This is a genomic window from Maribacter sp. LLG6340-A2 (assembly GCF_045057105.1).
GTDB lineage: Bacteria > Bacteroidota > Bacteroidia > Flavobacteriales > Flavobacteriaceae > Maribacter.
The window spans coordinates 1,746,213-1,770,745 of sequence record NZ_CP159332.1 but is presented as its reverse complement, the minus strand read 5'-3'; the positions used below and the strand labels follow the sequence as shown (position 1 = coordinate 1,770,745).

Below are 24,533 nucleotides of genomic sequence, written 5' to 3'. Positions count from 1 at the left end.
CAAGAACCAACATACATGACGAGGGATTTATTTACCACACTACTACTATTACTTTTTTCATTGTCCCTAGGCTTAGCACAAGATTTTACGATATCAGGATCGATTGTGGACTCAGAAGAACAACCAGTGGTATTGGCTAATATAATTTTATTGACAGATAAGGGTGAGTTTATAAAGGGTACCGTAACCAATGACGAGGGCTTTTACGTGTTCAAGTCTGTAGTGGCGGGAGAATACAGTGTTGCCGCAAGTTATATAGAAACCACGGTGGAAAGTCCCGCTTTTAAAGTGATTAAGGATGTTGAATTACAACCATTAAAGTTGAACAATGCACAAATGTTAGACGAAGTGGTAGTAACCCACCAAAAGCCTACCGTTGAACATTTAGCTGACCGGCATATTTTTAATATTGAGAATACGGCCTTATCAGAGGGGGATATTTGGGATGTGCTTAAACGTACGCCCGGTGTAATGGTCATGAACAACAAACTTTACATTAATGGCAGCGCTAAGGTAAGTATCATGATCAATGGCAAAAGAATTAATTTACCGGAAGAGGATATCATCAACCTTTTAACGGGTAATTCTGCGAGTAATGTAGAATCCATAGAAGTAATTACGAGTCCGCCGGCAAAATACAGTGCAGAGGGTGGGTTGGTGCTTGATATTAAAATGAAGAAAAATCTGGTTTCTGGGTATAATGGTGCTGTTTTTAACAGATATACCCAAGGCGTATTACCAAAACATACGGTTGGGATGGACCATTTTTTTAAAGGTAAAAAAATTGATTTTTCTACAAATTATAGTTTTAGCCACAACCGTAATTGGGCACGCTATACGGAAATCACCAATTTTTTTGAAGAAGGGCAAGAAAATGAACGTTGGACTGCGGAACAAAAATCCATTACCAAAGAAAAAAAGCACAACCTTAATCTCTTTTTGGATGTTCAATTAAATGATAAGAACACCCTTAGTATTACGTCTAACGGAGGCTTTACTCCTAATAAAGCTAGACAGTTTTCTTCCCAAACAGATATCACAGATTTAAATGGTGAGTTGACCGCCCAATTGGCAGGTCTAAATACCTTGGACAACAATGTATTTAATGCTTCAAACTATATAGATTGGGTTCATAAAATTAATGACGATGGTGCCACACTATCCACCAATGCGCATTTTACTTATTATGACAATAAAAGAGACCAAACAATAACCAATGATATCGTTGAGGGAGATTCAGAATTTACCTCTGAAAATACCTTGGGGGTGTCATCTAACCAAATTATAAATTTATACAGTTTACAAACCGATTTAACGTGGCCTTTTAACAAAACTTCAACCTTGGAAACCGGCTTAAGATTGGCTACCATTAATTCTGAAGCAGGTATTTTACAACAAGGTTTTGATACCGAGGTGGATGGTGTGGACCCAACAGGTTCAGGGGTTTTCAATTATGACGAACAGATTTATGCCGGCTATGTAAGTCTTAATAATAATTGGGAAAAGTGGAAGTTGAATGTAGGGTTAAGGGGAGAATATACAGATTCTAAAGGAACATTGAGTACGGGAGCAAATACGACCTCTAGGTCCTATTTTAATGTTTTTCCGTCACTATCCCTATCATACACCATTGAGAAAAATGCCTTCTATCTTAAATCTTTTAGACGGATTACCAGACCAAGGTACGGTGATATTAATCCTTTTCAGTTTTACTATTCTGCCAACTCTATAGAGGAAGGCAACCCCAACCTTAAACCGGCCTATAGCGATTATCTTCAATTGGATTATGTGTTCGATAAAGCGTATAAGCTCGTGCTGTTTGCCAGCAAAAAATCTAATGAACAATCTCAACAGATTTTCCAGGATAATGCCACTAATATTCTACGTACCCAATATATTAATCTTGAAACAAATTACTATTACGGTGTAGATGCCAGTGTTTCTAAAAACCTGACTTCGTATTGGAGATTATTCTTCCTTATTAGCCATTATTATGATAAGGATAGTTTTAGGGATACGGGAACGGGTCTTCTTGTAGAAAACGAGATTTGGACTACCCATACCCGCGCCACGAACAGTTTTACATTACTGAGCGACAAATCTTTATTTGCTGACCTTACCTTTACCCATTTTACACCTCGTATTAGTGGTAATGCTAAATTTGAATCCTTTAGCAAATTAGGTCTGGCTTTTAGAAAAACTTTATGGAACAAAGCGGCGAGCCTATCATTGGCAGTTGAGGATATTTTCAACAATGGCAATTATAATTCTGCCAGAAATTATTTAGATCAACGAAACAGTATCAGTTCCAGGTGGGAAAACAGGTTATTTGTTCTAGGTTTTCGCTACAAATTTGGCAACACCAAGATTCGTGACAATTATAAGCGCAAGAACACAGATGAAGGCAGGCGACTTTAATGCCGCTAGGAAGTCATCATGGAACCGCAAATACCTAGGCTAATTAAAAGATAGACCCCTGCTAAAATCATAAAAACCTTACCTGCTTTTTTCTTTTGTTTGGCGAATAATATGGCACCTATTAATAGAAATAGTAATGCCGGACCAAACATGATAAGAAAGATAAAAACAAAGATTCCGTCAAGATTTACCTCTAACATCATATCGTTTCGTTTTGTAGTTCTATTAAGCGTTCTATTTTATCATCCCTATAAAACAGGTTCATGGTTTCAAATGGGATAATCTTGTAGTCTTTATTTACAATATGCACACATGATTTTTTAATGGCACGTACATCAAAATTATGGGCATCTATAAATTGCATAATAATGATGCGAAACAAGTTGTCATACCCAAGCTCTGGAGCATCAATTTCTGGTAGGCAGCACATAATACTCTTTAGATTTTCCGACGCTTTTTCAACGGAATTCCCAGTACTGAACAACTCTATCATTTTACCATGTAATTGTTCATCTTGTTCATAGATAATGGTGTTTTTACCTTCGTTCAACAAATCATCAGGATTTATAAAACGTGTAAGCGGGTTTACCTCATCTCCTAATTTTAAAGCATAAGCCATTACCAAAGCATCAGGGTTACAGGGTACCGGAATTAAATCATCCGACTCAAAAATGGGCGACTGCTCTAAAATTTTTCTACGAACTTCGGTTAGGGTAATTCGGTTTTCATCGACTTCGAAATTTTCTAATCTACCGGCAATTTGGGTAGGCTGAAAAGTAACACCTCGTACACATTTTTGTTTAAGGGCAAAGTCAATGGTGCTTCCCATGTCATGGTCGTTGAGCCCTTTTTGTAAAACAACAACAAGCGTAGTGGAAAGATTTAATTTATTAAGGTGCTCTAAAGCTTGTAAACGTACATCTGCCAAATCTGCACCACGAAGGGTTTGTAGCACTTTGTTATCCAACGAATCAAACTGTAAATACACTTCAAAATCTGGAGCATAGGTGGCTAATCGCTTGGCAAACTCAAAATCCTTCGCAATTTTAATTCCGTTAGTGTTCAACATTAAATGCCTGATCGGAAGTGATTTTGCATAATCTAGAATTTCAAAAAAGTTAGGGTGTATGGTTGGCTCACCGCCACTAAGTTGAACAACATCTGGCTCGCCCTCGTTTTTAACGATAACATCGAGCATTTTCTTTATTTCCTCCAATGTTCTATGTCTACCATAAGTGGGAGATGATCCCGCATAACAGGTAGGGCAAGTAAGGTTGCATCGGTCCGTGAGTTCAATAACCGTAAGGCAAGAATGCTGCTCGTGATCTGGGCACAAGCCGCAATCATAAGGGCAACCATAATGCGTTTTTGTATTGAATGTTTTGGGGTACTCAGATGCTTTGTTATAATTTCTAATGTTCTTATAGTACTCAATATCATCAGCAATTAAAACCTTAGACCTACCGTGTTCCTTACAATGTTTAAGCATGTACACCTTTTCGTTCTCAAAGACGATTTTAGCATCTACCCGTCGCAAACATTCTGGGCAAAGGCTTAAGGTAAAATCATAATAGGTATAGTTTTTTTCTGACATATGTTATTCCCCGTAGGATGAATTTTTGGTAGTAAACCAAACAAATTAAACATAATATTTGAATGCTGCTCAGCCCTAAGAAACAAAAACTATTAGGTTTTATAAACTCAATACAGAATCGAAGGGAGAAATAGGTTACCATAAAGAATTTAAAGAGGTCACCATTTTTAAGATTGAGGTCAGTTTTTTGAATCTTACGGATCATAATGAACAGAAATAACAGAAAAACCACTTCGTAAAGGGCAATAGGGTGTCTTGAGAGTCCGTCACCTAAATCAATACCGGTAAAAAATGTAGTTTCCGTTCCATAGGTAAACTCCTTAACTCCGGCCAAAAAACAACCAATGCGACCAATTATAATCCCTAGAATAATGGGTAATGTAAACAGGTCTCCAGAAGAGTGTTCTTCGCCAATAATTTTTTTAGAAAGCTCTACGCCTAGCAAACCACCAAAGAGTCCGCCCATAATAGTTTTATTGTTCAGGTTATAAAGCAAACTTTGATCAAAATGAACTATTGGATTCTCAAAAAAGGCTATCACTCTAGAAAGAAATAAAGCACCAAAAACGGCACCTATGATAATGGAAAGTCGGTTGTTAGATGAAATAACATCAGTACTTCTTTTTCTAAGAAAGACATAGTATCGAAATCCAATAAAGAAAGCCAGATACTCTAGAATAAGATGCATGTTCAATTTTACACCAAAAACAATAGGCTCAAATGGTAGCGAGACAATAAGGTGCAAATTGGTCATGATGTTTTTGGCAATAGAATTGGGTGATAAAATGTTAGTCTTACTATAGTCGAAAACCTAATTTGGGCACTAATTTACAGCCTTTCTAAAAACCCGCGCCTTTACATACATATTAAGCTTGATATTTCTAATTGATAATCGCACATGGGGTGATAATGCCCTTGTTGTAATTTTATATAACTTTGCATCCCAAAATTAGAATGCCAGTGCCTAAAATAGGAGACATACAACTACCTGATTTTCCGTTGCTTTTAGCACCTATGGAAGATGTGAGCGACCCACCGTTTCGTGCCCTTTGTAAAGAGCAAGGAGCCGATGTGGTGTATACAGAATTTATTTCTTCGGAAGGATTGATTCGTGATGCAGCAAAAAGTGTCATGAAGTTGGATATTTATGAGAAGGAACGCCCTGTAGGTATTCAGATATTTGGTGCCAATTTAGACAGTATGCTGCAGTCTGTAGAGATTGTTGAAAAGTCTAAACCAGATATTATAGATATTAATTTTGGTTGCCCGGTAAAGAAAGTAGTATCAAGAGGAGCAGGAGCCGGTATTTTAAAGGATATTGACCTTATGGTCTCTTTGACCAAGGCTATGGTAGAGCATAGTAACCTACCCATTACGGTAAAAACTAGACTGGGTTGGGATGATAGCTCTATTAAAATTGTTGAGGTTGCAGAACGATTACAAGACGTAGGTTGCGCGGCAATTGCCATTCATGGTAGAACACGCGCACAGATGTATAAGGGAAGCGCAGATTGGAACCCTATAAGAGATGTAAAGAACAACCCTAGAATGCACATTCCCGTATTTGGTAATGGTGATGTAGATTCTCCGGAAGCAGCTGTGAAAATGCGTGATGAATACGGTTTGGACGGCGCTATGATCGGTCGTGCAAGTATTGGTTATCCTTGGATATTTAGGGAAATAAAACACTATTTTGAAACAGGAACACACTTAGCGCCACCTACTATGGCAGAACGTGTGGAAGCTGCCCGTCGTCACTTACAGATGTCCATTGATTGGAAGGGTGAAACCTTGGGAGTCTTTGAAACCAGAAGGCATTATACCAACTATTTCAAGGGTATTCCTAACTTTAAGGAGTATAGAATGAAAATGGTCACCAGCGATGATTCGGCTTCTGTATTTGCCGCTTTTGATGAGGTTTTAGAGAAATTTGGAGACCACGAATTTGTGAATTCGTAATCTCCATACATTTATAAGACTCTTATTATTTTTGCAGAACTGCTAACTTCATAACCGTTGGAGTATTTTCTTTCTCCAGTTGCTTCGTTGTAGTTTAATTTGTAATCAGAGTACAGCTTGGTTAATTCTTTTTGTGCTTGTTTTACCGCGTTAGATTTTACATCTAGTTCAGAAGCTTGTTGTAAATACATAGTTGCATTTTCAAAATCTTCTATCATAAGCGAAAGCTGTGTAAGGTTCATAAGAATGCCCCATCTAATTTTAGCTATTTTTTTGTCGCTGGAGTCTTCATAATTGGACAACAAATTGGTCCAATAGGCAGTGTGTGTATCTATCTCTTTCTTATTTTCCCTTGCCGCATTCAAGGTAGACAAACTAGCTTTAGAAAGTTCTGACATCTCTGTAAGTTTTGCTTTTGATTCATCTGCCAGCGCTTTGTTCTTTTTGTCTTTAACAAAGTAAAAATTGGTGTAAGTCTTTACCATATTGTTGTCGTAGGTATCTTGAATGGTATTGATGATTTTCGTAAGAAAAGATTTTCCAAGCTTTTTGTCCAAGTACATTTCTACCATATACGGACTTATATCTGGCACGGAACTACCACTTTCTAACATTAAATACTTTTCTTTTTCATCTTCAGAAAAGTTTATGGTAATAGGGATCTTATTGCCTTGAACATCTACTTTTGGCAATAATGGTATTTGCCATAACTGTGTCAATTCTTCTTTATAGTAAAAAAGAAGTGTAACGCTTTTGTTGTCTTTTGGAGATATATTAATACTATATATGTCACTTGTTATCGGAGCAATAGTGCCTGTAACTTCAAGGTCATCTGCTGATATACCGTCAATTGCAAAAAACATATCTGGAGCTTCGTCACCTGTAATTTCCTTAAAATCTTCAAGCTGGAGACCTTTTTGAAATTCATCTTTTGTAAAATTTAATACCTCTTCTGGTCCTAAGATTACTTCGGCCCAATAGGTTTCACTTTGTTTGGGCGCTAATTGTTCTGCATAGTTGGGTAGGTAAACACTAAAACCTTTAGATTTTAAGGATTGAGCTTGTAGTTGAAGAGATAGGAGTACAATACATGTAAATGATATAATTTTTTTAATCATTGATTAGATGTTTTATGATGTTTCTTATTGAAAAACAGGATTATTGTTGATAGATAAATTATGGTTAGATGCCTTGGTAGCACTGATTATATTTGTCGCTAAACTCTGGCTTTACTATGTTCTCTCCAGCAAGAAACAACTTTTCTTTTCTCTCCTTTCTAAATGTGGCTTTATTTTTGCCACTTTTGAGATAAGAACTTGAACCACCACGAGAGCTATAAGATGCTCCTAAATCATATTGGGCTATAGCTGCCTCATAATCCTCTAATAGTGAATATAGCGAACCTAAATTGCCATGTACAAAAACTTTGTAGTCATCATGGGTTTTAAAGTCTTCAGAATCTATTAAATCAGTAAACTTTTCAATTAATTGCTGTACTTCTTGGTTTCTTTCGGTTCTGGTTTTAAGTCCTGTATCAATGGCCTTCAAGTTTTTAACGGCATCGGTAAGTTGATTTACTTCGTCTTCAGATACAAGTTTCTTTGTTTTCTTAAGCTTAATAAAAGCTATATTGTTTTTGTTATAAGCCATTTGTGCTCTTCGAACAAAACTTTGGTATGCATTATGTACCGTTACAAGAATATGGTCATTAGCATCATAGGCAACATTTTTACTCTTATTTATAGCCACAATAGCAAAGTCCTTTCCTTTTAGTTTGCTTACAATTTCACCTACTTTATCCTTAAATATTAGAGAGTCTTCAGCAATAATTTTGTCTTGATATTTAGCAGTATACTTGGCGTTATAATTGGCCATAACATCATAGATAGTATCACTTTCCCCTTTTTTGTAATACAGTTCAATATCACTACTATTTAGGTAGTAATACATGGTATTCGCTTTATTACTTTTTAAATCATCAAACGATTGAAGTACACTAAGCGGATTGGAATAATTTCTATAGTCAGGATGATATGTGGGGCGTTTATGATTAAAATTGTCAATGGTAACTATTTCACCACGATAGTCTTTCATGGTAATACTGCCAGACCTTAAATTATGGTCTACTTTATAGTACACTACATTGGCAGGTGCAGGGGAATAAGGGAAATTAAATTCGTGTAGCTTTTCGTAAAACCCACTGGCCTTTTGCGCGTTTGTGGTGAAAAGGGAGCAGATAATAAATGTTAATGTTAAAAGGGTTGGGGAATGTGTTCTAGAGATCTTCATGCTTTTATTGATGGTTATTTATGCAATTAAATAACAAAAAGATAAGCGAGATATTGTATTTAACAAATAATGTGCGTCTTCTAAAGATCCACCAACTTTTTATTAATACGGCTACTTGCAATTTTAGACGCAATTACGCCCAATACTAAAATGGTGGCCAGTACAATGCCAATATTGATAATTTCAAACTTTACCGGATAAGCAAGGGAAGGGGTAATCATCAACCAACTAAAGGTAAGTTGGGACCAAATTAAAAGCGTTCCGATCAATACCCCTATCAGTCCGCCAAAACCCGTTACCAGTATACCTTGAACAAAGTAAATTTGTCGCAGTTCTTTAATGGTAGTACCAAGGCTATAGAGTGTTTTTGAGTTCTGTTGCTTGTCCAAGATCATCATAATTATGGCGCCTACCACATTAAAAAGGGCAATAATGAGTACCAAGGTAAAGATGAGGTATGTGGCCACATTTTCGGTATTCAGCATTTTGTAGAGCGTACTGTTTAACTGCTGCCTATTTTTTAATTGAACATCTGAACCTAAAATAGATTGAATTTCTGAGCGAACTGCACTGGGTTCAATGCCTTCGTCCATTTTAAAATTGATACCCGAAATGGAAAGCGAATCTTTTTCCAATAAAGCCTGCGTTAATCGTAAATCGGCAAAAACATATTTATTGTCCAAATCGGCCTCAACAGCGTACACACCACCAATAACCATGGGTAATTGATTATAGAGCGATGAAATGCTTTGCTGAGATATGGAACCCTTGCCAGGTTTAAAAGCATAAATCTGCATGGGACTACGAAACTGATTGATGGTAACGCCTAAGATATTGGCAATACCCAACCCGGATACCACTTGAGAGTCATTTATGGTCCATTCGCCAATATAGAGCGTACTGTCAACACCCGTTACTTTGGTGTAATTACTATCCACCCCTTTAATGTAGGCAATATGATTTTTACCTCGATGTTCTAGAGATACCTTTTCCTCAATTTCCTTGGAGTAAAATGCGAGTCCGTCAACCGATTGCAAACGTTCTTCCTGTTCTGGAGATAGTGTAAACGTTTTCCCCGCTACGGGCATTGCTTTTAACTGTGGGTCAAAGGATTCGGTAAACGAAAGGCTAAACGTTTTTAATCCGGCGAAAGCTGATAATACAATAAACAGTGCCGCAGAGCCAATAACTATAACTAAAAAGGTAATGAAATTAATAATGTTGACCGCGTTCTGGGTACTTTTAGAACGCACATACCTTTTAGCGATATAGAGTGGAAAATTCAACCGATCAGCTCTTTTTACGTTTAGGCAATAAATCTCTGTTCTCTATAGGGTTTTCTTCGCGCTTCAATGACTTTTCAATGTTCTCTATATAATCTAAAGAATCATCTAAATAGAACAAGAGCTCCGGTACTCTGCGCAGTTGATTACGGGTACGTTGAGAAAGCTCGTGTTTAATTAGCGGTTGGTTAGATTTTATACCTTCCATCAACTCACCGGCCTTGTCATTTGGAAAAATGCTCAAGTATATTTTTGCGATGGATAAATCTGTGGTGACCGAAACCTTAGAAACGGAGATAAGTGTATTACGAAGACCACCATCAATGGCAGCCTTTTGTAGAATATCTACAATGTCTTTTTGAATAACTCCCGCGATCTTACGTTGTCTTTGCGTTTCCATACTGCAAAAGTACATAGAAAAATGTATCTTAAGCCCTATAGTATGCACTCTGAAGCAATTTTGGCATGAAAAAAATAGAACATTTGGGAATTGCAGTGAACAATATGGACGATTCCAATGCACTTTTTGAGAAATTGTTGGGTGTAGCCCCTTATAAACAAGAAGAAATAGCATCGGAAGGTGTATTGACCTCTTTCTTTAAAAATGGACCCAATAAAATAGAGTTATTAGCCGCCACAGCACCAGACGGACCTATTGCCAAGTTTCTGGAAAAGAAAGGAGAAGGCATACACCACGTAGCGTTTGAGGTAGCGGATATCGTTGCGGAAATGGAACGCTTAAAAAAAGAAGGTTTTACATTACTTAGTGAAAAACCAAAAAAGGGCGCGGATAACAAACTCGTTGCCTTTGTTCACCCCAAAACAGCAAATGGGGTGTTGGTGGAGTTATGTCAAGAAATTAAGGAGTAATGGCACGTCGTATGTTATTAAATCCACAAGTAGTCTGATGGATGCCGTTCTAGGAATAGGAGAGGTTCTCAATATAATTTTGAATATCAAATACAATCAACCCAAAACCGGTATATGTAATTGCTGAGCAGCTGTTTAGCCGTTTTATTATTAATGGTCAAAATGTTTCACTGATTAAGCGTTTCTTTTCCCATTTATAAATAGCGCTTTTAAGACGGATAAACTATTCTAAGAACTGTTCATAAAAATCTTGTAACAGTTAAAAATAAGTAGTAATATTGCATCCGCATTTCGCGGGTCCTATAGCTCAGCTGGTTAGAGCACCTGACTCATAATCAGGGGGTCCCTGGTTCGAGCCCAGGTGGGACCACTTTTATTAAACATTAAGCCTTGTAAATCAATGATTTGCGAGGTTTTTTTATTTTTAAGGGACGAATTAGGGGACGAATAATTTAAAAACCTTCATAAATATTAGACACCGTTTAAACAAACAAGTTTTACATTCATAAAGAAGTCAAAACAAATGTGAATATTATATAAGGACTGGTTACTAATTTTATTTAATAATATGTCTAAATTAAATATACTGTCAAATAAAATTATTCTTTAGTACGGAAAAGACTTCTAGTTATCTGCCCAATAACCAACCCTATAAACCCATCAGAAGCGCCCACTGCTGTTACAAGTTGCCATTCATACTTATAGAGAGCCATATATAAGAAAACTCCTGTAATAGCAATAAAGGCTATTAAGGCAACAAAGAAAAGGATGGTTTTCAGTTGAATTTCCTTGCTAAACCTTATTATGTTAATTTTTTCATCTTCAGATGGTTCTTCCATAGTAAAGAATATAATTATGCAAATTGATATGAACCTTTTACATACTTGTAAAAAGGAATTATATTTAAATTCTTCTTAAGAAATGTACTTTTCTCTAGTCCATCATCTTCACACATGAAACAAGTTAGCTCATCTGGAATTTTATCTAAACTCGAGTAAGTCTGTATTATTCTATTACAGTTGCTATTGGGACATTCTATGGCATAAAATTTTTTTAAATAACCATTCCTTACTGCAATATCACATACCCATTTTGCAAAACGAGTATTAGTTCCTAAAATGTGCCGAATATTTTCCACATAAATTCTATCAGGATTGAGCTCCTCTAAAATTTTATTTATTTTTTTCGGGTTTAAAAACATTGTTTAATTGTTTCTTAAGATTAGATTTATCAAATCAGGAGTTTCATCTGGCGAATTAGGATGGAAAGACACCCCTATGTTACCAGTGCTAGGATTACAATCAAAATGGTCTAAGCTTATATCTGATGTGAGACTTTTAAATTTTGTTTGTTGAATAGGTGTGCTCATAAGCTGTTTCCATCTTTTAGGGTAACTAGCTTTGTATAAGTAATTTTCATCCATTCTGTCTTGACGAATCGATTTCGACTGCCGACTTTTTACATGCATAGCATCTAAGAAATTATTTGTCCATAAATACTTTATTCCTTTATTTAAATCTAAACTAAAAACAGGTCCAGCATAATTATGTCTTATATTATCGATTACTCCGATATAACCCGCACCTCTTTCAAGAAAAATATTGTATTCAAAATAAGAATTTATATTTCTTTGAAATGTATTTTGATAAACAATTAACTTTTTTCCTCGATTAAAAATTTTAACTGGTATTAAAAACTCTAATCGGTCGGTGTGTCCTTTCTTTGTATCGTAATAATTAACAAATATTTTGTGTAGATATATCCATTCACTAATCAATTTACTTGAATGGAAATATATGCATTCACCATCCATTATCTTTGAAACGGAACTTGGAATCTTTTTGTTAAGCTCAAATACGTTAATAGTAAGGTGTAAAAAATTAAAGTGTGTACAAATGAAGTCACTTATATCTTTTTCTGTAAATTTTTGAACTATTGCTTCAATTATATCTTCTTTTTTCCCTGATTCATCAAAATAGTCTTTCAATAGATTAACAGGGAAAGCATCTAGAGTTCTCCCTAATAGTTCGTTTCTGCTATTCATTTATTATTATTAATAAGATGAAACCTGATTACTAAAATTTAGGGGGGATTATAATAGTATAATTTCTGTTGACGCTAAATATAAAAAATTAATATTATAAGTTTTAAAGAATTACAAAGATTTAAAAGAGGATGCTTAAAAAGAAATCTTAGCTGATAATTAGAAAATGTATTTTTGGAATTAAATTGAGTTTTAGAGCGCATCTTAAGTATTCTTTATCATGTCGACGTCTAGGCTTTTATTTCCTTCTGATAAAACGGCTCTTCTTCGAATAACCCCTAAAAATGTAATTAAATTCAGTATTCCGTCTCTTGATGGAGAAAAGTTAAAATCCCCACCATGCTCTATAATTATTGAAACTTTTTTGGATTTAATTAATTCTGTTAGCTTTTTGTCAGTTTTACTTGAATCGTATAAACAAATAACTCCCATAGATTTAGGGTTCAAATCAGGAATAATATCAAGAACTTTTTTCAAATTCTTCACACTTGGAGGGGCTCCGCTTACCAGTTCGTTTTCTCTAAGAAGCACGGATTCAATTTTACTGCCCACGTTTGAATAATTAGAACTTTTAATTTCGATTATACCATGACAATTGTGGTACAGGTGGGACCACTTCCTTCGAGGACAGCCCTTCAAGCAATTGAAGGGTTTTTTTGTGTAAAAAACCAATCTACACCTCATCATCGACCCTAAAAAAGGAGAAGTTATTTAACGGGAATTTAAAATTAAAAGTAGTGTGTTAATGGCTATGGCTTTTATAATGTTCTTTTAAGATATCCCTCCCAAAATCACCATCAAAATCGCGCCATACGGTATGTATGTGGTTGGCGTTGTTTTGGCTATTGTCAAACTCGATCATAAAGGTTGCCCCTTGAATACGGTAATAGTGGGCCTTTCCCAATTCGGTAGCCCCGGCCCAAGCAAAACGCAAATCTTCAAATTCCTCTTTACGGATATTGCCCATCCGTTGCATGGCTTGATCCGCAGGGATGGTAGAAGCGTACTCGTAAATAATATCCATCAATAATTTCTTTTGTGGCTCCGTCATATCTTGCACCATAAGTCCTTCTACGGCCGGTTTTTCAGCTACAGGGCTGTTAAAACTAATGATGTCATTATAGGTCTTGTCGCTGACGATCGCTACTTTCTGTTGTGCTGCATTTAGCATATGTATAAGTTGCAGGCCCATATCCTCTTCATTGATTAAAGGGCTAAAACCTTTACGTTCACCTTCCAGAATTCTACCCGGGTTAGAGCCAAAAAATCTGGGGGTATAGGAAACTTTATTGTCTACGGTTGTAAATTGTAGGGCCACATGGTGACCTTCAAAACTCCACATCCAAACGTCTTCTTTGGCGGGGTCTCCATAGATGGCAATATAATACTGTTCTGGGTCGCGGTATACGGGATCACCGGAACTTGCCGCCAAAACGTTTTCCAAAGCTATTATTTCCGTAGTCTGTTGATAGCCGGTATCGCTCAGTGAAGATTGTAAAAGTTGGTGCACCAGTTCTTTTTGGGCAGCATTCAATTTCTTAAGGGAGATACCTTGGCGTTTATATGAGCTCCATGGTAAGAAATGCCAATCATCCCGATCCTCGGCCTTAAAATTAAATACGGCAGTTTCCTTTTGCGTATCGGTCAAAGAGGCAATAAACGTGTTGGCGATAGATGCCTCTTGACCGATCAATAGACTTGGGGCAAGGGCAAATACACCTAATAGAAGTGCTTTTGTTATGAATTGGTTCATGGTGTGGTTGTTATGGTGATACTTAATAAGTGATTCTAAATATACTGCCGCCAAAATCGTCGCAGACATATAAGGCCCCGTCCGGCCCCTGTGCCAATCCGCAAGGTCTATGGAGCAATGTGCCTCCTTCTGGATTTTTCAGGTCGTAACCGGCAAAATTATCCAGGAATATTTCCCACTTCCCGCTGGGTTTTCCGTCCTTAAAAGGAACAAAGGCTACCAAGAAGCCTATTTTTTGTTCAGGAGACTGGTTGTGAAAGGCAATAAACGCACCATTTTTATATTTTTCCGGAAACATGGTCCCGGTATAGAACAACAGGTCGTTGGGACCTAAATGTGCGGGAAAGGCCATTAAAGGGGCTATTGCCTCTATGTTACCTTCTTTTTCACCATCGCCTCCGTATTCCGGCGCCAACATACGCTTGTTCTTAATTGGGTCATAATAGGTAGAGGGCCATCCGGCATTGTCGTTTTCCTTTATCTCGTACAAGGTTTCTGCCGGTAGTTCCCCATCTTGTTTTTTGGTGAAGAGCTCAGGATAAAAATTATGTAGCCCGCCACGGCCGTGATCGGTGGCGAACAAGGAATTTGTTTCATGGTTCCATCGTATACCTACCGCATTTTTAATACCTGTTGCATACCGTTTTCCATCTTCAAAGGTCTGGTCTAGAACGTTGGCCTTAAACTTCCAAATACCCCCTGCATTTTCTAAAATGGGACAAGGAATCAATCCTTTTTGGGTTTCGTTGTCCCTACAGGCATCGTTCCATGAACCAATGGTAACATACAGGTTGTTGTCGTTGTCCAGCGTAAACGGTTTTGCATTGTCCGCCCCCATATCAATTAAGCCGTCCACAATTTTTTCAGGATCATCGGTATCTATCAGTTCTTGTTGGTCATTGAACGCATATCGATACACAGCAGAATTGGAAGAAGCGTAGAGGTAATCGGTTGTGGCCACTATTCCAGTTCCCGGTAAGTCGGCAAAATTTTCTTCGGTGTCTATGCTACCATCGTTATTGGCATCTTTTAGGACAACAATTGCTTTTCCGTCTTTAAGAACGGATCTATTGGCATAGATATCACCGTTATTGGCTACGGTTAAATGACGTACCGCCCCTAGATCCTTTCCTATTTCCTCTATGGAAAATCCGTCTGGAGCTTTAAGAATCGTGGTATTGGTAACCGTTTTTTCAGCGGTTTTGGTTTCCTCCTTACATCCTATTTGTAAGGAGGACAGCATGGCAGTAGCACCTACGAACAGTAGGAATTTGGTGTTGTTTTTGGTGATCATGGATTGGTTTTCTTGTTGTTGGTACCGATAAATGTATGATTTTATTTTAGGGTAGGTATGCATTTTAACAAACGGTAAGGTTTAATAAGCTGAGGTATATTCAGCGCCAGACCATTTTAGAGGTATTTTTATCGATTTTAAAAAGCCTGGTTGGGCACTATAAGCGTAAGGGTTATCGTAGACAACCTGGGTTTAAGCGCTCTATTTTTTAATATCAATAATTAATGGCAGGTTAAATTAGAGAGATGGAATTTAACAGTTCTTTTAACATTTTCTTGCTGCCTTATATTTAGTTTCCTCTCTGGTAATGCTTAATTTACTTGTTCAAACAAACTTCTCAAAAAAATGATTTTAAAAATTTCAAACTACAAGGTCGCGGTACTGGCTGTTGTAATGGCTTTGTTATGGGCGCCCATAACAATGGCCCAGAATGTACCATCCCCAAAAGAGGTGTATGGTTTTAATGTAGGCGATGATTATAAGCTTGCGGATTATGCACAGATTGAAGACTACTTGAACAAGTTGGATGCTACATCCAATAGGGTGCAAAAAATAGAAATTGGTACAACCGTTTTAGGCAGGAAAATGTATGTGTTTTTTATATCTAGCGAAGAGAATTTAAAACAGCTGGATAAATGGAAGGATATCAGTACCAAATTGGCACGTGTACAAGTTGATGAAGAGGAGGCCCTACGCTTGTCAGAAGAAGGCAAGGCCATTGTGTGGATAGATGGCGGTATGCACTCTACGGAGTTGGCGCACGGACAAATGACCTCAGAACTGGCCTATACTTTGGCCACATCAGAAAGTACTGAAATGAAAAAAATAAGGGAAAATGTAATAACCCTTTTAATGCCCGTAATGAATCCAGATGGGTTGGATATTGTTGTGGACTGGTACAAGAAAAATTTGGGAACGGCTTATGAAACCTCTCGCCCGCCCATTTTATATCATTATTATATGGGCCATGATAATAATAGGGATTGGTTCATGAATACCATGCCAGAGACCTATAATGTCACCAAGATTTTGTATAATGAGTGGTATCCTCAAATTGTATATAACCACCACCAGTCGTCACCATCCTGGACAAAAATTTCCTTACCTCCTTATGCGGATCCCGTAAACCCAAAGATTCACCCGGCCATAACCGCAGCGGTGAGCGAGGTAGGCTCCGCCATGACCAAGCGGTTTTCTTTGGAGAATATGCCAGGAGCCATAGCGGATAATTTCTATACCATGTTCTGGAACGGCGGTGGGCGTACCGTACCTTACTACCATAATATGATCGGTATTTTAACGGAAACCGGCCATACCACCCCAACACCACGGTTCTATGACCCTAAGAAACTTCCCAAGACCGTAGCTGGCGGTACCCCTACGGATGGTACGGATATCATGTACCCTGACCCTTGGAAAGGAGGGGAATCCCATTTTAGGGATGCGGTGGACTATATGCTGACCGCCACTTGGGCCACATTGGACCTTGCTGCGGACCGTAAGAGCAATTACTTGCACAATATCTACAAAATGGGCGCATCGGCCATTGAAAAAGCAAAGACCGAAGGCCCTTATGCTTATGTCATCGGTAAGGACCAATGGGATTCATTTGAGTCCGTTAATTTGGTAAATGTGCTGTTGCGTGGAGGGATAGAAGTAGAAAAGGCCACCAAAAGTTTTGAAGTTAACGACACTAAATATGAGGCAGGGTCATATGTTATTTATGGCGGACAAGCATTTCGTCCTTATTTGATGGATCTGTTGGAAAAACAGAATTACCCTACCCGTTTTCAATATCCCGGTGGACCACCGGATACCCCTTATGATTTGGCAGGGTGGACATTGCCCTTGCAAATGGGCGTAGCTGTAGACAGGATTTCCAAGGAAATGGAGATTTCTACGGAGAAAGTGGACGGACTGGTACCGTACTACGAGCAGGATGCTCCTAAGAAAGCATCATTTGGCTACCTGTTAAGTGCCAATACAAATGCCTCGGTCGTTGCAACCAACAAAATACTAAAGGCCGGCGGTACGGCGTACAGAACGAAGTCCGACTTAAAATTGGGCAAGACCACCCATCCTGCAGGTTCGTATATCGTGTCGGGAGGTACGGCAGATATAGATGAGCTGGTAGCTACCTACGGACTGGAATTTATCCCCTTGTCTGCAAAACCCAAGGTAGAACTGACCAAAATACACACCCCTAAAGTAGGGCTCTATAAATCCTGGGTTTCCAATATGGATGAGGGGTGGACCCGCTTTGTAATGGATGAATACGCTTTTGAAACCGATACCTTGCACGACCGTGACATTCAAACGGCGGACCTGTCAAAATATGATGTGTTGATTTTGCCATCACAACGCGTAAGATCCCTGTTACATGGGCACACAACCCTTTCTATGCCAGAAAAGTTTACAGGAGGCTTGGGACTAGAAGGTTCTTTGGCACTTAGCAATTATGTAAAAAATGGAGGTACACTTATCGCTTTTGATGAGGCCAGTAATTTTGTGATTGAGCAATTTGGCCTGCCTTTAAAAGATGCAACGGATGGCGCCAGTAGTAAGCAATTCTTTATACCGGGATCGTTGATAAAGACCGGTTTTGATACGTCTCACCCTTTGGCATTTGGTATGCAGGATACGGTGGCGGTATCGTTCAATAAAAGCCGTGCGTTCGAGATTATCAAGCAGAGGAAAAAGGGCGAAGGTGGTACGGAAGATATCCTGGATGCCCCTGCGCCGGAAATTGAAGTAATTGCCAATTATGCAGATAAAGACCTGCTTATGAGCGGTTGGGCCATGGGCGAAAAGAAATATATTGCCAAGAAACCCGCTATGGTAAAAGCAAAATATGGCAAGGGGTCCGTAGTATTATTTGCCTTCAGGCCCCAGTTTAGGGCACAACCACGTGGTACGTATAAATTAATTTTCAATACCATTTACGAAGGCGCTGCGGAGTAGTACGTTATCTTAGATATGATAAAAAAGCCCCTATCGAGAACTCTTGATAGGGGCTTTTTCTATGTGGTCTAAAAGTTTATTGCGATAAAGGATTGCTGGTCAGTTGATTACTGTGTTTTCCGTTGTGATATATCCGGATAAAACATTAAATTGTTAATGAATTAAGTAGCAATGCCTATCATCCTTCCCCCTGCTTGATAGCCACCTTGTAGTGATGCCGTCTTTTTCATATTGATGAATGATAAGTGGTGCGGTTTTAAAATACCCAATTATAGGGATGCTATTTCATTATAATTTATTTCAATTTTAACCAAACCAAAAAACTAAGAATCACTAAAACACAAAAGCCATGAAAAAACTACAGACTTTAATTTCCTTCTTGCTTATTGTTAATCTTATTTGTGCTCAAGAAGAAACAATAAATTTGAACGGAACGCTACTTATGAATTCAGAAGAGTTTCAACCATTTATGTCAAGCCAGAACTATAATTCAAATTATGGAATTCATGGTAAATTAATATCAAAAGAAACTAATGATCCTGGCGTCAGACAATTACTAGGAGCAGAATTCATTATAATGAATTACAAATCAAAAATTTTTATGGGAATAGAGAAAGCCGTTCTAGACAGTTGTTCTATTAAGAGCGATTCTTTAAAGTTTAAGATATATGTGAGAGCACAAAAATTTAATAAAGCAATTACAAAAGTTTCATGCCAAATACCGTTAACTGACGAGATTATAAAATTAAAACAAAACAGTATTGTAGTTACAGAAAAGTATTTGATGCCAATGTTCATTGAAAGTCAAGAAGAAGATTTTGAAAATGTTCAGGGAGATTTTACATTTAAAAATGATTTGGGAACATTTAAAATTAAACCTCACAATAATTTCATTGTAGATACAGAGTTTTTTGCATTTGATGGCCTAACCCATATTGTTCAAAAAGAAAATTATGAAGAAAGAAGTTCTCAAGTAAATATTGATCCTTTTTTTTATAGACCTGGATTAAGGTGTAAAACAGGGTACAATAAATTGTATTGATAATGTGTAAAAGTCTAATCATTTTCTTGATGTTTATTTTTATTCAACTAGGTGAAAAAGACATTACAACGGAGACAGTTTTAATAAATCTTAAAAACAGGCAATATGAAAACGCACTGAAAATTTCGGAAAAAATAAAGAACGATTCTGTAAGAACGTATTGTATTAAATTATCTAATTTACGTATACACCAAAAGCCCGTCGATTTAGGTACCAATACATCTAAAAATAAAGATATTTTATTTCTAAAAAAGATGATAGCTGGCTATAATGCTCAATTTTTAGGTGGTGACTCAACGATTATTGCCTACCAAGAATTTTCAAAAGCTTTGGCTATCTCTGAAAGCTTAGGAAATATTGTTTATACCAAAACTGCACTTATTGGCATATTAGATTTATTGAAAGAGGAAATCTTTATCGGCAGTAAACAATTTGAACTATATCTAAATTATTTCGATGATATTAAGGCGGATATCGAAGATGAAATTATACTATTGCTTTATCAATTGGTTTTTTACTCGAAGGCAAACCAAGAATTAAAGGTGGATTTTAATTATTTTGATTATGTGCTGAAATTAGATTCTATTTTTATTCAATTGCCGGATACACATATACTTTATCCAGTTTATTTTCATGAAAAAGGAATTGAAGCTAAAATTAAAGGAGACTATAGTTTGGCAGAGTATTATTTCATTAAATCAAATAGTTTATGTAAAAGCAAACTTGATTTTAAGTCTTTGAAAAACTCAAACATTTGGCAATTGGCAGACACCAAACTTCTGCAAGGTGATTTAAGGGAGTCTAAAAAATACTTAGAGCAATCTAGAACTACAAGTAAAGATTTAAAAGATCAATTTTATGACGATAGACTAGCTGCAGATATTTTTGCGACTGAAGCTAAACATGACTCGGCTTATTTTTATTTAAATCGTTCATTAGTTGCCGAATATAACTTAGGGTATAAAAACAATACACTGGAATCCTCTTTGTTAGCAGTCGAAAATCAAACCGATAAATTAAAACTAGATAAGATTGTCAGTGAAAATAAACGAAAAGCTATCCAAAACTGGCTAATTGTGGCCACATTGGCCCTTGTTTTAAGCACAGGAATTGCCATTCTGGTTCAAAAAAACACCACCAAAAAAAGGAAACTGGCAGAGCAGGAAACTTTACTAAAACAAGAACGGGTAGACAATCTTTTAAAGCAGCAAGAGCTCGTTAGTATAGATGCCATGATAGAGGGGCAGGAAAAAGAAAGACAACGGGTGGCCAATGAACTGCATGATGATTTGGGTAGTTTAATGGCAACGATAAAATTGCATTTCAATACGGTAAACAATAAATACAAAGACCCGGCCTTGCATCAGGCGGAAACCTTACTGGAAGAGGCCTACCAAAAAGTAAGGGGTATGGCCCATAGTAAAAACTCCGGCGTAATGAGTGACCAAGGGCTTTTGCCCGCCATAAGGAAAATGGCACAGGTAATTTCGGAAACCAATGCGTTACAGGTTGCCGTGGAGGATTTTGGCATGGGTGACCGACTTGAAAATTCATTGGAGCTAAGTCTTTTTAGAACCGTACAGGAGTTGGTGGCCAATACCATTAAACATGCCGAAGCTACAAAGCTGAATATACAGCTCACCCAACATGAGGACACTTTGAATATTATTGTGGAAGATAACGGCAAAGGTTTTGACCGGACATTGGTAGCTAAGGATAAGACCGGTATGGGCTTAACCAACATTGAAAAACGAATTGAACATTTAGAGGGCCATTTTACCATAGATAGTGTATTGGGCAAGGGCACATCCATTTTAATAGACATACCCATATGATTACCGTAGCCATAGCCGAAGATCACCAAGCCCTAATAGACGGCATTACATCCTTTGTAAAATATGAGGATGATATAACCATCATTGGCCATGCCAATAACGGGGAGGCATTGTTAAAACTGGTACGGGCAAGACGTCCAAAGCTGGTGCTGTGCGATATTCGTATGCCCAAACTAGACGGTATTGAGGCCACCAAGATTATCTTGGAGGAACACCCCAATACCAAGGTAGTGGCTTTTACCATGTTTGACCAAGATGATGCCGTTAAACAAATGCTGGCGGCAGGGGCGCAAGGTTATATTTTAAAGAACAGTAGTCTAGAGGTGGTGTTAGAAGCCATACGTACAGTTGCCAGTGGCAGAACCTACTATGATAAAAAGATACACTTGCCAGATGCCGAAAAGAACAACTCTAAAAGTGTGCTTTCTTCCCGGGAGCGCGAAATTCTGCAACTTATAGCCAAAGGCCATACCAGCCATCAAATTGCAGATGAACTCTTTATTGGTAAAAGTACTGTAGATACCCACCGTAAGAACATGATCCGTAAACTGGGCCTAAGTGGTGCAGGGGAATTGCTGAGGTATGCAGTAGAAAAGAAATATGAGTTTTAAATAATAGAAGTACATAGTAATCGTAATTTAATAGTCTATGAGAAGCAAAAAACACGTGTTTAAAATTCTTAGTGTAGTGGGTATTTTGTTCATATTCTCTTGTGCCAAAGATGAACCAGAGGATATTCAAGAGCCCGTTCCAACCAATGCTAGTCCTATCATGGCAGATCAGCAGTTTACTATTTATGAAAACCCTTTTGAGTTAACTTCCATAGGAACCATTACTGCGCAGGACCCTGACGGCGATAAAATCACCTATGCGTTAGAATCGGATATTGAACTGACCGTAAGTGCTAACACAGGCGAGATTTGGACCAAGAGAACCCCCATTTTTGATTATGAAACCTTACAAACCATGTCCTTCGATGTTAGCGCTAAGGACATTAAAGGAAATAAGACAATTGCGACCGTTACCATAGAGGTGTTGGACAAAGATGACGGACCATTGACCAATTTTCAAAAAAGTTTTATAAACGAATATATTTATTTAACATACAAGCTATCACCCACGGCAAGTGGCGGCAATCTTAGTGAAAAATGGCAAGAAGCTATAAAATTATATATGGAAGGAGATCTTCCAAACGATTATGCCACTACCGTTGAGGCTTATTTGGACGAATTTAGGGCATTAATGTCCGGTGGCACTACTATTGAACTGGTGGCTACACCAGAAGAATCCAATGTACATTTAATTATGGGTCCAACTAGTTCGGTAGCTACTATTTGGCCAGATATGCACGACTTGATCAGTGGTGAAAATTTTGGAGGTTACGCACTGTACAACACGGATAACAACTACCATATTTATAAAGGTCGAATTTGGATGCGTAGTCCACATGAAGGCCTCTTTAAACATGAGTTTGGCCATATTATTGGGTTGGGCCATACCTCGGATCAGTATTGCGACACCGAGGCAACTAGTGTTATGTGTTCCGGGCCGGCGAACCAATTTAACACCTTTGACCAAGAGATTATTAAAACGCTCTATCGGTCCGAAACCCCGGTAGGCTTGGACCAGAACGGCATGCGCTCCTTGCTGACCGACTACCTGATACAAGGGGAAATCGTTTTTTAAGACCCTAAAAATAGGACAGAGTGTACTTCAAAAGCCTTTTAGTTCCATTATCAATTACCCATAGTTGATACGGTCACGTATGGTACCGTCCTCCCTGTGGATAATGACATCTGCCTTGTATTTGCGTGCTAGTCGCTTGGCTTTGTTGATAGCCGTATGTTGAAGCCTATGTTTAGAGGTAATACGTTTGTTCCCTTCGCGCCGTACCGCCCAAGCATTTTTATAGGGTACCACATGTTGGTGCCACGTTCTACCTCGCTTACTTTGGCGAAAACTGGTAAAAAAGACTTCCACCAGTTCAATTAACGTAGCAACCCAAGATTGCGATGTAGTGTTTTTGGGCATAATGTATTTGGTCTTGCCCCGAAGATAGCGTTTTCAAGGGAAAAGAATTATGATTGATTTTAGGGTATGCGTGCTTGAGGTGGTATATTAGAGTGTTGAGATTTGTTTTCTTGGTATTCGCTACAAGTTTTGTGTCGAAATCTTTTAAAAAATTAGGTCTTATTTGTTTTTATTTAATTTTTTCAACTTTATTAATGTATTGTTTTCATTTTCAATTATTTAAATTGAAAATACCTATTAGTGGGTATACCCTTCTGTTTGAATAGATTGTAATATTGACTATAGTAATGTTAAACTGTATATATTATGAAAACCATACAAAATTTACCTTTTATTGTTGTAATTATATTTTTAGTTAGTTCGTGCAACTCTCCAAAGGAGGATCAAAATAAAAAATTGTATAATGAAGTTTCACAGATAGTTAAGATTGAGAATGATTTCATCCCTCTAATGGAAGAGGGTACTGAATCATTTGAGACATTCAAATTTGGTTATATAGGACAAGAACAAATAGTCAATCTTGAAGAATTATATGATTTACCAGATAGTTTAGTATTAGAATCATCCATTCCAGAAATTTTTGGAGATTATCATAATCGTAATTTTATAACTGGAGTTGCCGATAAATATAATATTATTGAGGCTTTAGGGCATTTATATGAAAAGGATGAAAGAGGTAAGTTCCACAAAGTATCCTTGAAAAAACTAATTACGGGCAAATTTGAACCAAAAATTGAAAAAGTTGATAAAGTTTATTTCGAAAATGTATTAACTGATTCAAACCAGATTAAGGCAGGTATTAAATTTTTAAGCATTGAAGCTTCTAAATCTTCTAAAGTTGAATTATTAATAAAAGATGAATTAACAGTGCTTTTACCTGATGGAAATAAAGATTTCGAAGCACTTAAAAAGGTTGTAGAGGTGTTAGGCGATAGGATTGACAATCTTTATTTCTCCTATGGCGCAACCTTAAGTTCGATTACCCATAAAACCTATAACAAATCCGCTTGGAGACCAGCAATTGATGCCTCATGGTTTACTTTCAGTAGAGATAAACATAGAGGTCAAAAAAGCTTTAGTTATAGAAGTGATGTTCATGTTGATTTAATAGCACTTGGGAGTATTATTTTTCCAAATGAATAATCGGTTGCTTTTTTATT

The 24,533-nt window shown here is 37.4% G+C and carries 23 protein-coding genes and 1 tRNA gene; 10 read left to right on the top strand and 14 right to left on the bottom strand.

Annotation, left to right across the window (positions count from 1 at the left end; all coding sequences use genetic code 11):
• Positions 1-15: 15 nt before the first annotated feature.
• Positions 16-2,418: a TonB-dependent receptor domain-containing protein gene (locus ABVM52_RS07615; RefSeq protein WP_405384816.1), complete on the top strand. Its 2,403-nt coding sequence runs from the start codon at positions 16-18 to the stop codon at positions 2,416-2,418.
• 5 nt (positions 2,419-2,423) lie between these two features.
• Here the strand turns inward: ABVM52_RS07615 and ABVM52_RS07610 are convergent, their stop codons facing one another.
• Genes ABVM52_RS07610 through ABVM52_RS07600 form a run of 3 tightly spaced genes read right to left on the bottom strand, consistent with a single transcriptional unit; the run spans position 2,424 to position 4,766 of the window.
• A complete protein-coding gene (locus tag ABVM52_RS07610) occupies positions 2,424-2,621 on the bottom strand; it encodes a hypothetical protein (protein WP_405384815.1) in 198 nt (65 codons plus the stop codon).
• Positions 2,618-4,012 (bottom strand): radical SAM protein, encoded by a 1,395-nt coding sequence (locus ABVM52_RS07605; protein ID WP_405384814.1) that lies wholly within the window; start codon positions 4,010-4,012, stop codon positions 2,618-2,620. Before ABVM52_RS07605 ends, ABVM52_RS07610 begins: the two co-directional genes overlap by 4 nt.
• Complete coding sequence (locus ABVM52_RS07600; RefSeq protein ID WP_405384813.1) at positions 3,984-4,766, bottom strand: prolipoprotein diacylglyceryl transferase family protein; 783 nt, start codon at positions 4,764-4,766, stop codon at positions 3,984-3,986. Before ABVM52_RS07600 ends, ABVM52_RS07605 begins: the two co-directional genes overlap by 29 nt.
• A gap of 206 nt (positions 4,767-4,972) precedes the next feature.
• Here ABVM52_RS07600 and dusB point away from each other — a divergent pair, with 206 nt between their 5' ends.
• Entirely contained in the window at positions 4,973-5,971 is a 999-nt protein-coding gene (gene dusB, locus ABVM52_RS07595; RefSeq protein WP_405384812.1) for a tRNA dihydrouridine synthase DusB, read from the top strand.
• A gap of 11 nt (positions 5,972-5,982) precedes the next feature.
• On the opposite strand, the gene ABVM52_RS07590 is transcribed toward dusB, so the two are convergent.
• The 4 genes from ABVM52_RS07590 to rbfA form a co-directional block, all read right to left on the bottom strand.
• Entirely contained in the window at positions 5,983-7,089 is a 1,107-nt protein-coding gene (locus ABVM52_RS07590; RefSeq protein ID WP_405384811.1) for a hypothetical protein, read from the bottom strand.
• A gap of 64 nt (positions 7,090-7,153) precedes the next feature.
• Positions 7,154-8,260 carry a hypothetical protein gene (locus tag ABVM52_RS07585; protein WP_405384810.1) on the bottom strand — a complete coding sequence of 369 codons (1,107 nt, stop codon included), beginning with the start codon at positions 8,258-8,260 and terminating at the stop codon, positions 7,154-7,156.
• An 80-nt stretch (positions 8,261-8,340) separates the two neighbouring features.
• Complete coding sequence (locus tag ABVM52_RS07580; RefSeq protein ID WP_405384809.1) at positions 8,341-9,546, bottom strand: ABC transporter permease; 1,206 nt, start codon at positions 9,544-9,546, stop codon at positions 8,341-8,343.
• A 4-nt stretch (positions 9,547-9,550) separates the two neighbouring features.
• Positions 9,551-9,943, bottom strand: coding sequence for a 30S ribosome-binding factor RbfA (gene rbfA, locus ABVM52_RS07575; RefSeq protein ID WP_089261193.1), 393 nt, complete (start codon positions 9,941-9,943; stop codon positions 9,551-9,553).
• Between the two features lie 65 nt (positions 9,944-10,008).
• Between rbfA and mce the strand changes: the two genes are divergently transcribed.
• Both mce and ABVM52_RS07565 read left to right on the top strand, forming a co-directional pair.
• Complete coding sequence (mce, locus tag ABVM52_RS07570; RefSeq protein ID WP_405384808.1) at positions 10,009-10,413, top strand: methylmalonyl-CoA epimerase; 405 nt, start codon at positions 10,009-10,011, stop codon at positions 10,411-10,413.
• Between the two features lie 296 nt (positions 10,414-10,709).
• Positions 10,710-10,783, top strand: a tRNA-Ile gene (locus ABVM52_RS07565).
• Between the two features lie 229 nt (positions 10,784-11,012).
• Here ABVM52_RS07565 and ABVM52_RS07560 read toward each other — a convergent pair.
• From ABVM52_RS07560 to ABVM52_RS07535, 6 genes are all read right to left on the bottom strand, one after another.
• Positions 11,013-11,252 (bottom strand): hypothetical protein, encoded by a 240-nt coding sequence (locus ABVM52_RS07560; RefSeq protein WP_405384807.1) that lies wholly within the window; start codon positions 11,250-11,252, stop codon positions 11,013-11,015.
• Positions 11,253-11,266: 14 nt separating this feature from the next.
• On the bottom strand, positions 11,267-11,614 hold the full coding sequence (locus ABVM52_RS07555) for a hypothetical protein (protein WP_405384805.1): 348 nt from the start codon (positions 11,612-11,614) through the stop codon (positions 11,267-11,269).
• 3 nt (positions 11,615-11,617) lie between these two features.
• Positions 11,618-12,457, bottom strand: a complete 840-nt coding sequence (locus ABVM52_RS07550) for a hypothetical protein (protein ID WP_405384804.1) — start codon at positions 12,455-12,457, stop codon at positions 11,618-11,620.
• A 204-nt stretch (positions 12,458-12,661) separates the two neighbouring features.
• A complete protein-coding gene (locus ABVM52_RS07545) occupies positions 12,662-13,009 on the bottom strand; it encodes a hypothetical protein (RefSeq protein WP_405384803.1) in 348 nt (115 codons plus the stop codon).
• Positions 13,010-13,199: 190 nt separating this feature from the next.
• Entirely contained in the window at positions 13,200-14,210 is a 1,011-nt protein-coding gene (locus ABVM52_RS07540) for a DUF3500 domain-containing protein (RefSeq protein WP_405384802.1), read from the bottom strand.
• A gap of 22 nt (positions 14,211-14,232) precedes the next feature.
• A complete protein-coding gene (locus ABVM52_RS07535; protein WP_405384801.1) occupies positions 14,233-15,504 on the bottom strand; it encodes a PQQ-dependent sugar dehydrogenase in 1,272 nt (423 codons plus the stop codon).
• Between the two features lie 345 nt (positions 15,505-15,849).
• Between ABVM52_RS07535 and ABVM52_RS07530 the strand changes: the two genes are divergently transcribed.
• The 5 genes from ABVM52_RS07530 (at position 15,850) to ABVM52_RS07510 (ending at position 23,028) form a co-directional block, all read left to right on the top strand.
• Positions 15,850-18,465 carry a M14 family metallopeptidase gene (locus ABVM52_RS07530; protein ID WP_405384800.1) on the top strand — a complete coding sequence of 872 codons (2,616 nt, stop codon included), beginning with the start codon at positions 15,850-15,852 and terminating at the stop codon, positions 18,463-18,465.
• 349 nt (positions 18,466-18,814) lie between these two features.
• Positions 18,815-19,507, top strand: a complete 693-nt coding sequence (locus tag ABVM52_RS07525; RefSeq protein WP_405384799.1) for a hypothetical protein — start codon at positions 18,815-18,817, stop codon at positions 19,505-19,507.
• A 29-nt stretch (positions 19,508-19,536) separates the two neighbouring features.
• Entirely contained in the window at positions 19,537-21,342 is a 1,806-nt protein-coding gene (locus ABVM52_RS07520) for a sensor histidine kinase (protein ID WP_405384798.1), read from the top strand.
• Positions 21,339-21,953: a response regulator gene (locus tag ABVM52_RS07515; protein WP_405384797.1), complete on the top strand. Its 615-nt coding sequence runs from the start codon at positions 21,339-21,341 to the stop codon at positions 21,951-21,953. Before ABVM52_RS07520 ends, ABVM52_RS07515 begins: the two co-directional genes overlap by 4 nt.
• Before the next feature lie 37 nt (positions 21,954-21,990).
• Positions 21,991-23,028 (top strand): cadherin domain-containing protein, encoded by a 1,038-nt coding sequence (locus ABVM52_RS07510; RefSeq protein ID WP_405384796.1) that lies wholly within the window; start codon positions 21,991-21,993, stop codon positions 23,026-23,028.
• Positions 23,029-23,082: 54 nt separating this feature from the next.
• Here ABVM52_RS07510 and ABVM52_RS07505 read toward each other — a convergent pair whose 3' ends face one another.
• Positions 23,083-23,373: a DUF2188 domain-containing protein gene (locus ABVM52_RS07505; protein ID WP_405384795.1), complete on the bottom strand. Its 291-nt coding sequence runs from the start codon at positions 23,371-23,373 to the stop codon at positions 23,083-23,085.
• Positions 23,374-23,679: 306 nt separating this feature from the next.
• On the opposite strand from ABVM52_RS07505, the gene ABVM52_RS07500 reads away from it, so the two are divergent.
• A complete protein-coding gene (locus tag ABVM52_RS07500; protein ID WP_405384794.1) occupies positions 23,680-24,516 on the top strand; it encodes a hypothetical protein in 837 nt (278 codons plus the stop codon).
• Positions 24,517-24,533 lie beyond the last annotated feature (17 nt).